The following is a 13,466-nucleotide window of genomic DNA, read 5'->3' on the forward strand; positions in this document are numbered from 1 at the left end:
GCAGTACGGATCGGATGATCCTTTAGAGCCATGCATTTCTACGAAGCCCCGAATTACGTGCCTTCCAGGCTAGTCAGGCTGCCTTTTCTGGACAGTTATGGGACTGGGGTCTGCTGTGGGTACTGAAGTTGCCGATATCAAAGCATTGTCTGTATGGATATACAGCAATCCAGTCTAGATAGTAATCCTTGAACCCAACAGGGGTACCGCGAGCAAGCGGAGCGCGCAACTGACTCCAGCTCCGCAGCCAGAGCCTGTGTTTCGATGAGCTTATTAATGTTCACTGTCGTCTTGAGAGCAACTGCACGGTGCTCAAGCTCCTGGAGTTGCTCGCTCAAGCACTCAGCCTGTCGATCGACGTAGCAACACTACCAATGAAGATTCTGTCTTCCTGAATGCTGTAGATGGCCAGCGAACCGTCGGCGCCGCCGGTGACATCCAGCGCCAGCGCGTTGCCTAACCTCAGAAGCCGCGGAATCCATGTATGCCCCGTACAGATTCCTGCTTGCCCACCTCCAACCATTGACCCCCCTCACTCACGCCGATCAAAGCCGAGCATTTGACAGCAGTCATAAACGCCCCTATAAAGAACATGTTCATAAATGATCAACAACAAAAAGGCTATGATCATATGCGACGTATAGACTTGCACTGCTACCCGAACACTCAGCGTTGGATCGACTGCCAGGGCCCCTATGTAGAGGCTTTGGCCAAGTACTGGCATCGTGAGTGGAAGGCCAAGACCGAAGAAGAAGTAGTGCGTGAGTTTCAAAGCGCTGGCATCGAAGCGGTGTTGGTAGCATTGGATCTTCGTACCACTATCAACACCGTGCCATGTGACAACGACTACGTTGCCGGGATGCGCGACCGTCATGACTGCATCATTCAGGCGTGGGGCGCTGTCGAGCCGGCACTGGGGCAGGTCGCAATCGATGAAGCGAAACATGCGATCCGAGACCTGGACATGCTCGGCTTCCACTTCCATCCCATCATGCAGCACTTCAGCGTCGACGATCAGCGTTACTACCCACTGTGGGAGGAGATCAACGCGCTCAAAGTCCCGGTGATGATCGATGTTGGTATGACTGGTATGGGGGCCGGCATGCCAGGTGGAATGGGTGCCAAGACTCGCCATGCACATCCTTCTTCCATCGATAACCTGGCGGCAGATTTTCCTGACCTGACGATCATCATGGCCCACCCAGGTTATCCATGGATTGACGAAACCACCGTCTGCGCGCTGCATAAGGGCAATGTGTTCTGGGAGATGTCCGGCTGGGCACCCAAATACCTGCCCGAAGCACTGAAGCGTGATATCAGAGGTCGTCTCAAGCACAAGGTGATGTTCGGCAGTGACTACCCCAGCATCCCCCATGAGCGGCTATTCAAGGAATGGAACGAGTTGGGTTACTCCGAAGAAGTCCTCGAACTGTTCTTCCACAAAAACGCCGAACGTGTGCTGGGGCTCTGACGTGGGCCGCGAGCAGAAGCATGTGCTGACAGAGCGGCGCGGGCATGTGCTCCATATACGAATCAACCGCCCCGAGGTGCGTAACGCGCTCGATCCCTTGGCTTACCATCAGTTGAGCCTGGCCTGCGATGAGCTCGAAGCTGACCCAGAGCTCTGGCTCGGGGTCTTAACAGGTGAAGGCGAGCATGCGTTCAGCGCCGGTCGCGATCTTAAGCAACTGGCTGCAACCAGCACGGCATCACAAGAAGAGCTGGATGCCGAGGCCGCATTATGGCAGCGCACCACGCGCCTGACTGACCGTTTTAACTTCACCAAGCCTTTGATTGCGCGTCTCAACGGCTCCGCTCACGGAGGAGGGCTGGAGCTTGCCTTGGCGTGCGACATCATCGTTGCCGCCGAGCATGCTCAATTGAGTCTGCCAGAACCCCGTCGCGGGCTTATAGCGACTGCGGGCGGAGTACATCGTCTGCCTCGGCAGATCGGTCTGAAGGCTGCAATGGGCTATCTGCTGACTGGACGAGCGATGACTGCACAGCGCGGCTACGAGTTGGGGCTGATCAATGAAGTAGTGCCTGCGCATCTGCTTGATGAGACCGTGGAGCAGTGGGTGGCAGATATCCTCGCCTGCGCACCGCTAGCGGTGCGCGCCACCAAGGCCTGTGCCATGCAAGGCCTGGGCTTGCCACTTGCCCAGGCGGTCAGCCAACGCTACGAGGCTGAAGAACGTCGCAAGCTCAGCGCGGACAGCCTTGAGGGGCCCCGAGCCTTCGCTGAGAAACGGCGCCCCCATTGGCGAGGATGTTGAACCGCTACACCGGCTTTCACCCGATACGGTACCCTCACAACGGGTACCGGTACCTGAATAAAAATAATCACAGGTAACAGGCAATGAATACGTCGCGCATGTTTTACGGCTGGTGGGTCGTGTTGGCTTCGATCGTTGGAATGATCGTTAGCCAAGGCCCTGTCCTGGTATTTACATTCGGCATCTTCATGAAGCCGCTGACTGCCGAGTTTGGCTGGAGCCGTTCTCAGGTGTCGCTCGGACTGACCGTTGCAATCCTATCTGCGGCGCTATGCACGCCCTGGATAGGTCGACTCATTGATCGTAAAGGTGCTCGGCAGGTGGCGATTCCAGCGCTGCTGCTCTTTGGTGTGGGGGTCATGGCGTTAGGGCTTTTACCTGCCAACCTCGTGCTGTTTTACCTGGCGTTCTGTGTGATTGGATTACTGTCGACCGGTGGCACCCCGACGGCTTACGCCATGGCAGTGAGTTGCTGGTTTGTACGTCGTCGTGGATTGGCGTTGGGCTTGAGCATGGCCGGGATCGGCGTGGGGGCGGCCTTGATGCCCATGCTGGCGCAGCATGCCGTGGCGTCCTTGGGCTGGCGTTGGGCCTATGTAGTGATGGGCCTGGTAATTGTGCTGGGCGCGGCGATTGTGGCGATGCGACTCAAGAACAAGCCTTCAGATCTTGGACTTTTCCCCGATAACCAGCCTACTGCTGATGGTCTGCCGCATTCTCCAGACAGGATCGGCATGAGCGTTAGCCAAGCCATACGGAGCCGGTCGTTCTGGTTGATAGGCAGCGCATTCTTCCTGGCAGCCTTGGCCATCAACGGCTGCTCAGTGCACTTTGTGCCCTTGCTAACCGACCGGGGAGTACCAGCCGCTGAAGCAGCGCAGATTGCATCTATCATCGGGATTGCGTTGATCGTTGGGCGAGTGGGGGCAGGCTACCTGCTTGACTATCTGTTTGCGCCGTTCGTGACGGTCTTCTTCTTTATCGGCCCAGTGATTGGCATCCTCCTGCTCTACAGTGGCGCCACGGGTACCACAGCGATGTTCTGTGCGGCGCTGATCGGCCTTGGTGTCGGTGCGGAAGTAGATTTGATCGCCTACTTGATTGCACGGTACTTCGGCTTGCGAGCATTTGGTGAGATCTATGGTTACCTGTTCGGGTTGTTCTGCTTGGGTACGGCCTTCGGCCCACTGCTCATGGGTGTAGGTCAAACCTTACAGGGCAGCTATGACAGCGTGCTGCTGTTGTTCGCTGGGTGCATGGTGCTGGCATGCGTTCTGATGCTGGGGGTGGGGCGCTATCCGAACCTGTTTGCACAGGGGAAGGCGCCTGAGGTCAACCCGCCTGCAGACCATGCATTATCAGGTTCAGGCGCATCATCAACTCATTGACGCCATCTTCCGGTGACTCAGAGTCACTGGCCAACCACATCCGGATCTCCGCTGCCAGCAGGTAGAACATGGTCTTTGCGATCATGGCATCGTCCTCCTGGCAGCGTACCTCTCCTTGGGCGCGCGCGTAGGCGAGGAGGGTGGCGATAGAGTCGATGGTACGTGCTCGGGTCGCCTGAAAGCGTTCGCTCTGCATCCCGGTCGTATAGAAGGTGATCTCGCGAGTCAGGTCGCGCGCGATCACTTTGTCCTGCCCGTAAAACACGAAGAAATGCCGCAGGGCCTGGCGCAGGTTGTCCAGGAGTGGGGCATCGGCCCGGCAATCAGCGAAGGCGCGGGTAGTAAGGTCGTCCAGGTCGTCGTTGAACACCAGAAACAGCAGGTCGCGCTTGTCGGTTGCATAGAGGAACAGGGTCGACAGGCCCACGTCTGCTTCCTGAGCAATCTGCCGCGTCGTCGTCGGTTCGAAACCATTTTCGGTGAAGAGTTTTTTTGAGGCGGCACGGATCCGCAAAAATTTGTCGAGCTTGTTGCGTTCACGCAAACCCAACGGCGCAGGCGGTTTCTCGTTCATATCAGACCTTTGATTGTTCTGGTTTTCTTGCGCTTTGTAGGTCTCATCTTAAGTGATGCACCCCATGTTGACAAACATTCTGATCAGGTCTAAAAATGAACACGTTCTTTTAAAAACAAAAACGAGGTAGAACATGTCCACAGCTCAAAAAGTCGCACTGGTCACCGGCTCCGCCTCTGGCATAGGCGCTACGGTTGCCGTGGCGCTGGCCAACGCCGGCTACGACGTGATCATCAATTACAGCCGCAGCGAAGCCTCGGCCAGGGCCACTGTCGAGGCCTGCGAAGCAGCTGGGGCGCAGACCATGCTCCTGCAGTGCGATGTGTCGGACGAAGCCAGTGTCAAAGCTATGGTGGCGGCAATCAGTGAACGCTACAGCCACCTGGATGTGGTGTGCAGCAATGCCGGCGTATCGGTCGACACGCCGCCAAAGAAATTCGATCTGATCGATGTTGAAGATTGGGATCGCGTGTTTGCTGTGAACGTGCGTGGGCTGTTCCTCATTGCCAAGCACACCAAAGCCCTGTTGTTTGAAGCACCACGCCCTTGCATGGTTAATACCGCCTCGATTGTTGGCATGCGCCCCGGTGCTCAACCGCTGCCGTACTCCGCTTCCAAAGCGGCGGTGATCAGCATGACTCAGACTCTCGCCAATGCCATGGGGCCGAAGGTGCGGGTCAATGCGATCGCGCCAGGCTGGATGGAAGGGGCGTGGATGGAATGGATGCTTGGCGACAACTACGACAAGCTGATGACCCGCCGTGCTCGTGCCACACCGTTGCAACGCTGCGTAACCATGCCTGACGTCGCCGAAGTGGTGCTGACGCTGATCGAGCACATGCACTTCGTGACAGGTGAAACCATCGTAATCGATGGCGGCTTCGCCAAGACCACCTGACCTCTGCCTTCAAGGCCGTCGCTGCGCGCCGGCCTCGCGTGATCCTTCCAACAATAACGACAATATCGAGGATTTCTCCATGATGGGATTCGTGCCGTTTCCAGAAAGCTTCGCTGCACACTACCGCTCAAAAGGTTACTGGCAAGACCAGACCCTGGCCGACGTGTTTAGCGAAGTGTGCCGTCAGTACGCCGACCGCATTGCTGTATGTGACGCAAGTCGGGAAGTCAGCTACGCCGAACTCGATCGGATCGCTACGCGTCTAGGCCTGAACCTGCTGGATGCCGGCCTGGTACCAGGCGACATCGTGGTGCTTCAATTAGGGAACGTGCTGGAGTTTGTTTTCGTTTACCTCGCCCTGCAGAAGATTGGCGTGCGCCCCATTCTGGCGTTGCACACACATCGTTATCGCGAGCTACGCCAGTTCGTCGAGCTGTCCGGTGCCACTGCAACCATTACTGCAGATCGCTCCAAGGACTGCGACTTCATCGACATCATCAATCGCGTCGAAGCCGACACTGGCAGCATTCGTAGCAAGTTCGTGCTAGGTGACGTTGCCCCAGGATTTGTCTCACTGAGTGAGCTGCTGGCGCGTGAACCTGAGCGTGATGCCGCTGAGATCGATGCCATTCAGGCGGCGATTGACCCTTGTAGTCCAGCGCTGTTCCTGCTTTCGGGAGGCACCACCGGTATCCCGAAGATGATCCCTCGTTCGCACAATGACTACGCCTGCAACTCGCGATTGGCTTCGCGCTACACAGGCATCACCGAGAACTCCGTACTGCTCGACGTATTGCCTATCGCCCACAACCTGCCGCTGGCCTGCCCGGGCCTGCAGGGCTTCATGCTCTGTGGCGCCAAGGTAGTGCTGCATGGCAGTACCCGCGCCGGCGAGGTGTTCGCACTGATCGAGCGATTCAAGGTGACGCACATCCATGTCGTGCCAGCGCTGCTGATCATGTGGATGAACGACCCACAGGTAAACGAATTCAACCTGGACAGCGTTCGGGTGATCCAGTCCGGTGGTCAGCGACTGCAACCAGAAACACGCGCGCTGACCGAGCATGTGCTGCGCAATTGCACAGTGCAGGAGAACTTCGGCATGGCCGAAGGGCTTCTGATGTTCGTCCGACTTGATGACCCGCTGGATGTGCGTCGTGAATCGGTGGGGCGACCGGTGTGCGAAGACGATGAGATCATGTTGCTGGGGGAGGACGACCAACCCGTGCCGTTGGGAATGCCTGGAGAGCTGTGCTGTCGCGGCCCTTACACCCTGCGCGGCTATTTCAATGCGCCCGAGCATAACGCACGGGCCTTCACCCCGGATGGGTTCTACCGATCCGGCGACATGATGCGTGAACTGCCCTCCGGCAACTACGTGGTCGAGGGCCGCAAGAAGGATCTGATCAACCGAGGGGGTGAGAAGATCTCTGCCGAGGAGATCGAAAACCTGGTGCTAGCGCACCCTGCGGTGACCAATGTTGCCTGCGTGGCCATGCCTGACCCGGTGCTGGGCGAGAAAATGTGCGCCTTTGTCATCCTCAAACCGGCAGCGAAGCTCAACCTTGAGGAGCTGGTCAGCTATCTGCAGACCCAGGAAATTGCCCGTTTCAAGCTCCCTGAACGCCTCGAGCTGGTAGACAGTTTCCCTTTGTCGACCTTCGGCAAGGTGTCCAAGAAAGACTTGGTGGAGCGCGTCAGTGCAAAACTCAAGGAAGAGGCTGCCTGATATGAGCGACTTTATTGAGTACAGCTTCGACGAGGGCATTGTCACCTTGACCCTGTCCGCGCCTGATCAGCACAACGCATTGAGCCATCAGACGCAGTTCGATGCTTTCGCTGACGTATGTGGGCGGATCAATCGCGACCCTCGCGTTTCAGTGGTCATACTCACCGGCGCCGGCAAATCGTTCTGCGCCGGCGGCAACGTCAAGGACATGAAGGCGCGAACGGGGCTCTTCGCTGGCAGTCCTTACGAGCTGCGCGACGGCTATCGGCATGGCATCCAGCAGATTCCTCTGGCGGTCTATCACCTGGAGGTGCCGACCATCGCGGCGGTGAACGGTGCCGCGATCGGTGCCGGTTGCGATCTGGCCCTGATGTGCGATATCCGAATCGCTTCGCAGCAGGCCCGCTTTGCCGAAAGCTTCGTCCGCCTTGGCATCGTTCCCGGTGACGGTGGCGCCTGGCTGCTACCCCGAGCGCTGAACAACCTTTCCCGCGCTTACGAACTGTCGTTCACCGGCGAGACGATCTCGGCGCAGCAGGCGTTCGAGTACGGCTTGGTGTCGCGAGTAGTCGAACCGGACGCTCTGACGGCCACCGCACTCGATCTTGCCCGACGCATTGCCGCCAATCCTGGCCATGCCTTGAGGTTGACCAAGAAGCTGCTGCGTGAAGGGCAACACACTCGCCTGGAACCCTTACTCGAACTGTCGGCAGCCTATCAGGCACTTTCTCATCACACCGAAGCTCACCAGGCTATCGTCCAGGCGCTTTGATCATGGCCGGGTGTTGGCAACAGCACCCGGCAGGAGAACCCCATGCAAGACGCGGTAATCGTTGCATACGCCCGGTCTGCCATCGGCAAGGCGTATCGAGGTGCTTTCAATCACACGCCAATGCCCAGCCTGGCCGCGCCGATCATCCAAGCCATTCTCGAACGTTCTCAGTTGAAGGGTGACGAGGTGGAAGAGCTGGTGATGGGCTGCGGTCGACCCGAGGGCACCCAGGGCAAGAACGTTGCGCGGCTCAGTGCGCTGCGTGCTGGATTGCCGGACAGCGTGGCCGCGCAGACAGTCAGTCGACATTGCGCGTCTGGTCTTCAGGCGATCGCCAGTGCAGCCCAGCGCATTCAGCTCGGCGAGTGCTCAATCATGCTGGCGCTGGGTGGCGAATCCATCAGTCTGGTGCAGAACGCGCATACCAATGAGCACTACGGCCAAGATCCTTGGTTGTTGCAGCACAGGTCTGACGCGTACATCAGCATGCTTGAGACGGCAGAGCGAGTCGCTCTGCGCTACGGCGTAACGCGTGCTGACCAGGATGAATACGCACTGATCAGCCAGCAAAGGGTCGCCCAGGCACAGCGTGATGACCTATTTGCGCAGGAAATCGTGCCGTTGGATGTGGTCACTCGCGCCTTGGACAAGGCCTCATACGAGTATTACGACAAGCCTGTGCGTATGGACAAAGACGAATGCAACCGCCCAGGAACGCAGGCGGATCAGTTGGCTGCGCTGGCGCCGGTGTTTGACGGCGCACAACGCTCGGTCACAGCTGGCAATGCGTCACAACTCAGTGATGGCGTTGCAGGGTGCGCATTGATGAGCGCCGATCACGCACGCGACCGCGGCCTCAAGCCGTTGGGAATCTTCAGGGGATTTGCCAGCGCTGGCTGCGCCCCGAATGAGATGGGGATAGGCCCGGTCTTAGCCGTACCCCGGCTGTTGGCTCGTCATGGGCTGGGTATCGGCGACATCGACTTATGGGAGTTGAACGAAGCGTTTGCGTCTCAGGTGCTGTATTGCCAGCGCCAGTTGGGCATTCCATTGGAGCGGCTAAACGTCAACGGCGGTGCCATCGCGCTGGGACATCCATACGGCATGTCGGGTGCGCGCATGGCGGGGCATCTGCTGCTCGAGGGGCGCCGGCGCGGGTCTCGGTACGTCGTGGTGACCATGTGCGTCGGAGGCGGGCAGGGTGCCGCAGCGCTCTTTGAGGTGTGTCATGACTGACGGCTAACAATAGGCATCACTCATCGCTGTGTCTCTACAACAACAAAAAGAGGGACTACCAATGAATGCTGTACACGTTCGTGTTATGCAGGCCGCCGGTTTGCTGATCTGTCTACAAGGCACTGCCAGCGCAACCGAGGGAAATGGCAACTCCTACCCGTTGGGTGTGGAGACCAACATGTCTGGGATGATGCTGCCTGAAGGCCTCAATACCCTGTTGTATTACACCCACTACGAAGCCACACACGTCAAAGCCAACGACGGTCGTGACAATCCCAATATTGCTCGATATCGCCTTAAGTCAGACGTCGTGTCCTTGCGCCTGAGCTATGTATGGCCCGGGGTGAAATGGTTGGGCGCAAACGTCGAAACCCGAGCGGCGCTCGCTGTACCAACAATCGACTTGACCTTGGACGTCGCGCGTCCAGCGCCCTTGGCCCCATTGGACAAAGGCGGCACGTCTACAAACCTGGGCGACCTCAGCTTCGCTCCAGTTCTGCTTGGTTGGCATGCCAAAACCTTGCACCAAACAGCAGGCATCGAAACATTCTTGCCCACCGGCGACTACGACAAGGACGAGCCGGTGAACACGGGGCGCAACTACTACCAGTTTGCACCTTTCTACGCCGTCACGTGGCTACCGTCGGAGAAGTGGGAAGCCAGCGCTAAACTGCGCTACGGGATCAACACCCGGAATGAACAAACGGACTACCGCTCTGGGGATGAGTTGACATTGGAGTTCAGCGGAGGGTATCGCTTCAGCCAGGCGTTCAGTGCGGGCATCAACGGCTATCTGTACCGACAGACCACCGACGACAAGCTTAATGGCGATGCAGTCAATGGCAACGGCAATCGCGGCTCGGTCAACGCCCTCGGGCCGTATGCGATGTACCGTTTCACCAAGGACTTCGCTGTAGTGGCCAAGCTGCAGGAAGAGTTCGGGGCAAAGAACAAGGCTGAAGGTACACGCATCTGGCTGCAAGCTCGACTGCCATTCTGAGCCATGATCGCGCCACACCTCGGCGGCTCAAACACAACAAGGGCCGCGGCAGTTAGATGATGTAGTCTCTCTCGTGAGGTCAGATCTAGCCGAGCAATGGCTCGGTTAGATCTTGCACTCCTTGAAGCACAGGCCCTGGAGAAACTAGCCTGCTCGATGCCTACGTCCGATTAGGACTGTGACGTCGTAACTCAGCACCGTTACCCCCTCCACGTACACCTTTACCGTGAACGTCACCCAGCCGCAGTCCTCTCGACGATGATGGGCTTTTGTTTCCAAGACCTCGGCAGTAATGCTCAGTACATCACCCGCCACCACGGGCTTTCGCATAACGAAACAATCTATCCTGTGTCCGGCTACGACCTTCGTTCTTGTGAACAAAGCGTCGCACAGCATCCGCTGCGAAAGGGCGAAAGTGTGAACACCGCTCGCGCAGTGCATACCCAATGGCTCGTTCAAGGCAAGTTCAGGGTCTGTGTGAACTATCAGAGGGTCAAACTTCTTGGCAAACGCAATGATCTCATCTTGCTGGAGAGCCATTGACCGCTGATTCTGCCAAGTCTGACCGTTCGAAAAGTCTTCCCAGCCATAAATTTTATCGTTCATGAGGGGCTGAGCCTTCCTTGATGATCAACGCTTTTGAACTCTGGATAACGTCGCCGCGACCGTCCCGTTGGCGAAGCTGGCGCGATCGCGCTAGAGCCTCCCCCGGACGGTCAAAATTACCTTCTACGCCACTTTAAGCGGAGTCAATAGATCACCGTATGTTAGGGAATCAGCCTAGTAGCTCCCGAGCCCCTTCAGATGCTTTGGCAGATAACGCCATGAGATCGACACTCAAGACCCGCCCGTTGCGTTTAATGATCCGCCCATCCGCGATGACAGTAGCCAACGCGCATTTCTGTGAGAGGGGTATCTGAGTGTTCATGGAACGCCGCAACATCCATCTGAGCTGGCCCAGCAGCAATGCATTCTGATGCGCTTCGGCGTCAACATCCATCGTGAATGGCAGTTCCGCGCTGATGGTCGCTCTTTCAAGGTTTTGGTTTCGGGTAGACGTATCGCCAATGACGGCGATCAGGTGCGCCAGTGGTGTCTGGCAGGTCATGGTATTTGCATCAAGTCGTATATCGATGTGCGCGATGACTTGGAAGCGGGTCGACTGATAGAGGTGCTGGAGACCTACTCTTTACAAGGTGTGGACTTGCAAATTGTTTACCCGTCCGGCCATGCGCTGCCGCGACGCGTCAAACTGCTGATGGACGACATCTCCTCGAAGCTGCAGGTTTGAGCCGCTTCAAGGAGATTTATCCGAGTCGCCGAGCGTGATGCTTCAGCCCTGCTTAGACCAGGCAGGAAAATCGGAGTAACCGCGCTCGGTACCACCAAACAACTCAGCACCTTCCAGGCCGGCTAATGGGTAGCCCTTCTCCAGCCTCAGGGGCAGATCTGGGTTGGCAACGAATTTTCGACCGAAAGCGACAAAGTCGGCATAGCCTTTCCTCAGCACCCAGTCTGCCAATTCCAGGTCATATTTGCCGGCAACCACAATGGGGTTGCGAAAGCGCTCACGCACAGCCTGACGAAACTCTTCTGGAAATTTGGGGGCATCATCCCAGTCCGCCTCGACCAGATGCAGGTACGCAATTCCTTTCTCCTGCAAGTAGGTAGCCGCTTCCAGAATTGTCGGCAGAATGTCCGGGCAAGCCATGCCACGCGCGGTCAGAAATGGAGCAACACGAATCGCTGTGCGGTCGGCACCCACTTCATCGATCACGGCATCCATGACCTCTTTAAGAAAACGCAGGCGGTTTTCCCGCGAGCCGCCGTATTTATCCGTGCGCACGTTAGAGGTGGTGCGCATGAATTGGTCAATGAGGTAACCGTTGGCACCATGCACTTCCACGCCATCGAAACCTGCCGCCATGGCGTTACGCGCTGCTTTGCAAAAGTCGTTCATGACGTCGTGTATTTGGTCACGGCTCAATGCAAGCGGTGTCGGGCATTTGACCATGCTCCCCACACCCGTTGATGGATCTACTTTCCAGATGCTGCCGTCAAACGAGATTGCAGACGGCGCAACGGGTAACTCCCCATTGTGGAAGTCCGGATGCGACATCCGACCCACGTGCCACAGTTGCAGAAAAATACGACCACCAGCGGCGTGTACCGCATCGGTCACCAAACGCCAGCCAGCGACCTGTTCGTCGCTGTAAATGCCAGGGGTATAGGAATAGCCCTTACCCTGCGGGGAGATCTGCGTGGCTTCGGTGACGATAAACGCAGCCGATGCGCGCTGTGCGTAATACACCGCGTTCATGGCGTTCGGGACATCGCCAGGTTGTGTACTGCGCGAACGCGTCATTGGCGCCATGACCACACGGTTAGGGGTGTTCAATTTGCCAACGGAACCCGGGGTAAACAATGTGGACATCAGCATCTCCTCGTATAGCGTCAGTGAATCTTCTGGGCACAGAGTAGCCTGACGAGGATTTCTGAAAATCAGCCAGAAACGGAAAACATATTACGGTCGATCCGGACAATCCAAGAGTTAGGTGGTCAACTTTGGCTTCAGATTAAGCAGGCCGCCATACGTGAGGCAACAGTTCATGAACTTTACCCGCGCGTTGTGTCGATAGACGAGTCAGCACATCCTTTAGATCGGCATAAGAATGCCCGTTGAGCCGCACCGACTGGATCAAACTCATGATCGCCGCCGCGCGTTTACCGCTGCGCAATGATCCAGCAGACAACCAGTTTGAGCGTCCTAGTGCCCACGGCCGGATCTGGTTCTCGACCTGGTTGTTGTCAATGGGCACAGCCCCTTCGTCTAGGTAATGCATCAGCGCTACCCAGCGTTTAAGGCTGTAATCCAGGGCTCGGGCTGTTGCCGATCCGTTGGGCACCAGATCACGCTGGGCCAGCATCCAGTCATGCAGCGTGTTGATGATCGGGGCTGCCTTTTCCGGCCGTATTCGCCAACGATCCTCATCGCTCATGTCCTAAGCTTGACGTTCAGCGAACAGCTAAGCCCTGACCAAGGTAGCTTGCTTGACGCACGATCAGAAGCACTGATTAAAAAAACATGGACTGACAGCAAAATAGGGAAGCTCGAATCGAAGCTTGGTCAGATCCTTACGGGCTTTGTTCGTATTGCCGTTTCCGTGAAGGCCCAACGATCATCCGATGAGGCTAGTCGCCGTCGACGAGAAGAGGAGGAGCGAGTGCGCACAGAGAGAATTGACCAGCAGCGTCGGTTGGACAAGCTGCGTCAAAATCTGATGAGAAATCTGGAAAGCTGGGAGCGCGCTAAGCGGCTGCGAGCATTCATCCAGGCGACAGTCGAAGCTTTTCATAAGGATGAAGCAACTCAAATGGCAATGGGAATGTGGGTTAGCTGGGCTAGACAACAAATCGAGCTGCTTGATCCATTAAAAGTAGATATCCGTGAAGTTATAGACCTATCCGTGGACTTGCCGAGCTCAGAATGCGGCTAATGGAGCAGCAGTAAGTGAGTCGAGGACTGGTGGCCCTGATTTTCACTTGGGTTTGAACTTAACCTGCGTTAGGATTCTCTTAAGACCAACTACACA

At 57.0% G+C, this 13,466-nt stretch carries 13 protein-coding genes and 1 pseudogene; 10 read left to right on the top strand and 4 right to left on the bottom strand.

What is annotated here, in order from left to right:
- The first annotated feature begins 631 nt into the window (after nt 1-631).
- From REH59_RS09955 to REH59_RS09965, 3 genes are all read left to right on the top strand, one after another.
- Entirely contained in the window at nt 632-1,471 is an 840-nt protein-coding gene (locus tag REH59_RS09955; protein ID WP_181097912.1) for an amidohydrolase family protein, read from the top strand.
- A 1-nt stretch (nt 1,472) separates the two neighbouring features.
- Nucleotides 1,473-2,276 (top strand): enoyl-CoA hydratase-related protein, encoded by an 804-nt coding sequence (locus REH59_RS09960; RefSeq protein WP_219859628.1) that lies wholly within the window; start codon nt 1,473-1,475, stop codon nt 2,274-2,276.
- An 83-nt stretch (nt 2,277-2,359) separates the two neighbouring features.
- Nucleotides 2,360-3,664: an MFS transporter gene (locus tag REH59_RS09965; protein ID WP_181097914.1), complete on the top strand. Its 1,305-nt coding sequence runs from the start codon at nt 2,360-2,362 to the stop codon at nt 3,662-3,664.
- Here REH59_RS09965 and REH59_RS09970 read toward each other — a convergent pair.
- Nucleotides 3,609-4,238 carry a TetR/AcrR family transcriptional regulator gene (locus REH59_RS09970; RefSeq protein ID WP_181097915.1) on the bottom strand — a complete coding sequence of 210 codons (630 nt, stop codon included), beginning with the start codon at nt 4,236-4,238 and terminating at the stop codon, nt 3,609-3,611. The two genes, REH59_RS09965 and REH59_RS09970, sit on opposite strands and share 56 nt — an antisense overlap.
- Nucleotides 4,239-4,371: 133 nt before the next feature.
- Here REH59_RS09970 and REH59_RS09975 point away from each other — a divergent pair, with 133 nt between their 5' ends.
- The 5 genes from REH59_RS09975 (at nt 4,372) to REH59_RS09995 (ending at nt 9,873) form a co-directional block, all read left to right on the top strand.
- On the top strand, nt 4,372-5,136 hold the full coding sequence (locus REH59_RS09975; protein WP_181097916.1) for an SDR family NAD(P)-dependent oxidoreductase: 765 nt from the start codon (nt 4,372-4,374) through the stop codon (nt 5,134-5,136).
- Nucleotides 5,137-5,215: 79 nt separating this feature from the next.
- Entirely contained in the window at nt 5,216-6,865 is a 1,650-nt protein-coding gene (locus REH59_RS09980; RefSeq protein WP_181097917.1) for a (2,3-dihydroxybenzoyl)adenylate synthase, read from the top strand.
- A 1-nt stretch (nt 6,866) separates the two neighbouring features.
- A complete protein-coding gene (locus REH59_RS09985) occupies nt 6,867-7,637 on the top strand; it encodes a crotonase/enoyl-CoA hydratase family protein (RefSeq protein ID WP_181097918.1) in 771 nt (256 codons plus the stop codon).
- Nucleotides 7,638-7,679: 42 nt separating this feature from the next.
- Nucleotides 7,680-8,873: an acetyl-CoA C-acyltransferase gene (locus REH59_RS09990; RefSeq protein WP_181097919.1), complete on the top strand. Its 1,194-nt coding sequence runs from the start codon at nt 7,680-7,682 to the stop codon at nt 8,871-8,873.
- Between the two features lie 61 nt (nt 8,874-8,934).
- Nucleotides 8,935-9,873, top strand: coding sequence for a SphA family protein (locus REH59_RS09995; RefSeq protein ID WP_181097920.1), 939 nt, complete (start codon nt 8,935-8,937; stop codon nt 9,871-9,873).
- A gap of 144 nt (nt 9,874-10,017) precedes the next feature.
- Here the strand turns inward: REH59_RS09995 and REH59_RS10000 are convergent, their stop codons facing one another.
- Nucleotides 10,018-10,479 (bottom strand): MaoC/PaaZ C-terminal domain-containing protein, encoded by a 462-nt coding sequence (locus REH59_RS10000; protein ID WP_181097921.1) that lies wholly within the window; start codon nt 10,477-10,479, stop codon nt 10,018-10,020.
- 370 nt (nt 10,480-10,849) lie between these two features.
- Here REH59_RS10000 and REH59_RS10005 point away from each other — a divergent pair, with 370 nt between their 5' ends.
- A complete protein-coding gene (locus tag REH59_RS10005) occupies nt 10,850-11,164 on the top strand; it encodes a LysR substrate-binding domain-containing protein (RefSeq protein WP_320450496.1) in 315 nt (104 codons plus the stop codon).
- A gap of 42 nt (nt 11,165-11,206) precedes the next feature.
- Here REH59_RS10005 and REH59_RS10010 read toward each other — a convergent pair whose 3' ends face one another.
- Together REH59_RS10010 and REH59_RS10015 are read right to left on the bottom strand one after the other, a co-directional pair.
- Nucleotides 11,207-12,310, bottom strand: coding sequence for an alkene reductase (locus tag REH59_RS10010; RefSeq protein WP_320450590.1), 1,104 nt, complete (start codon nt 12,308-12,310; stop codon nt 11,207-11,209).
- A gap of 139 nt (nt 12,311-12,449) precedes the next feature.
- Nucleotides 12,450-12,872: pseudogene (locus REH59_RS10015) on the bottom strand (IS66 family transposase); the annotation flags it as partial.
- Nucleotides 12,873-12,881: 9 nt separating this feature from the next.
- Here REH59_RS10015 and REH59_RS10020 point away from each other — a divergent pair.
- Nucleotides 12,882-13,370, top strand: coding sequence for a hypothetical protein (locus tag REH59_RS10020; protein ID WP_181097923.1), 489 nt, complete (start codon nt 12,882-12,884; stop codon nt 13,368-13,370).
- Nucleotides 13,371-13,466 lie beyond the last annotated feature (96 nt).

The sequence above is a fragment of the Pseudomonas sp. BO3-4 genome (genome assembly GCF_034044115.1).
Lineage (GTDB): Bacteria > Pseudomonadota > Gammaproteobacteria > Pseudomonadales > Pseudomonadaceae > Aquipseudomonas > Aquipseudomonas alloputida.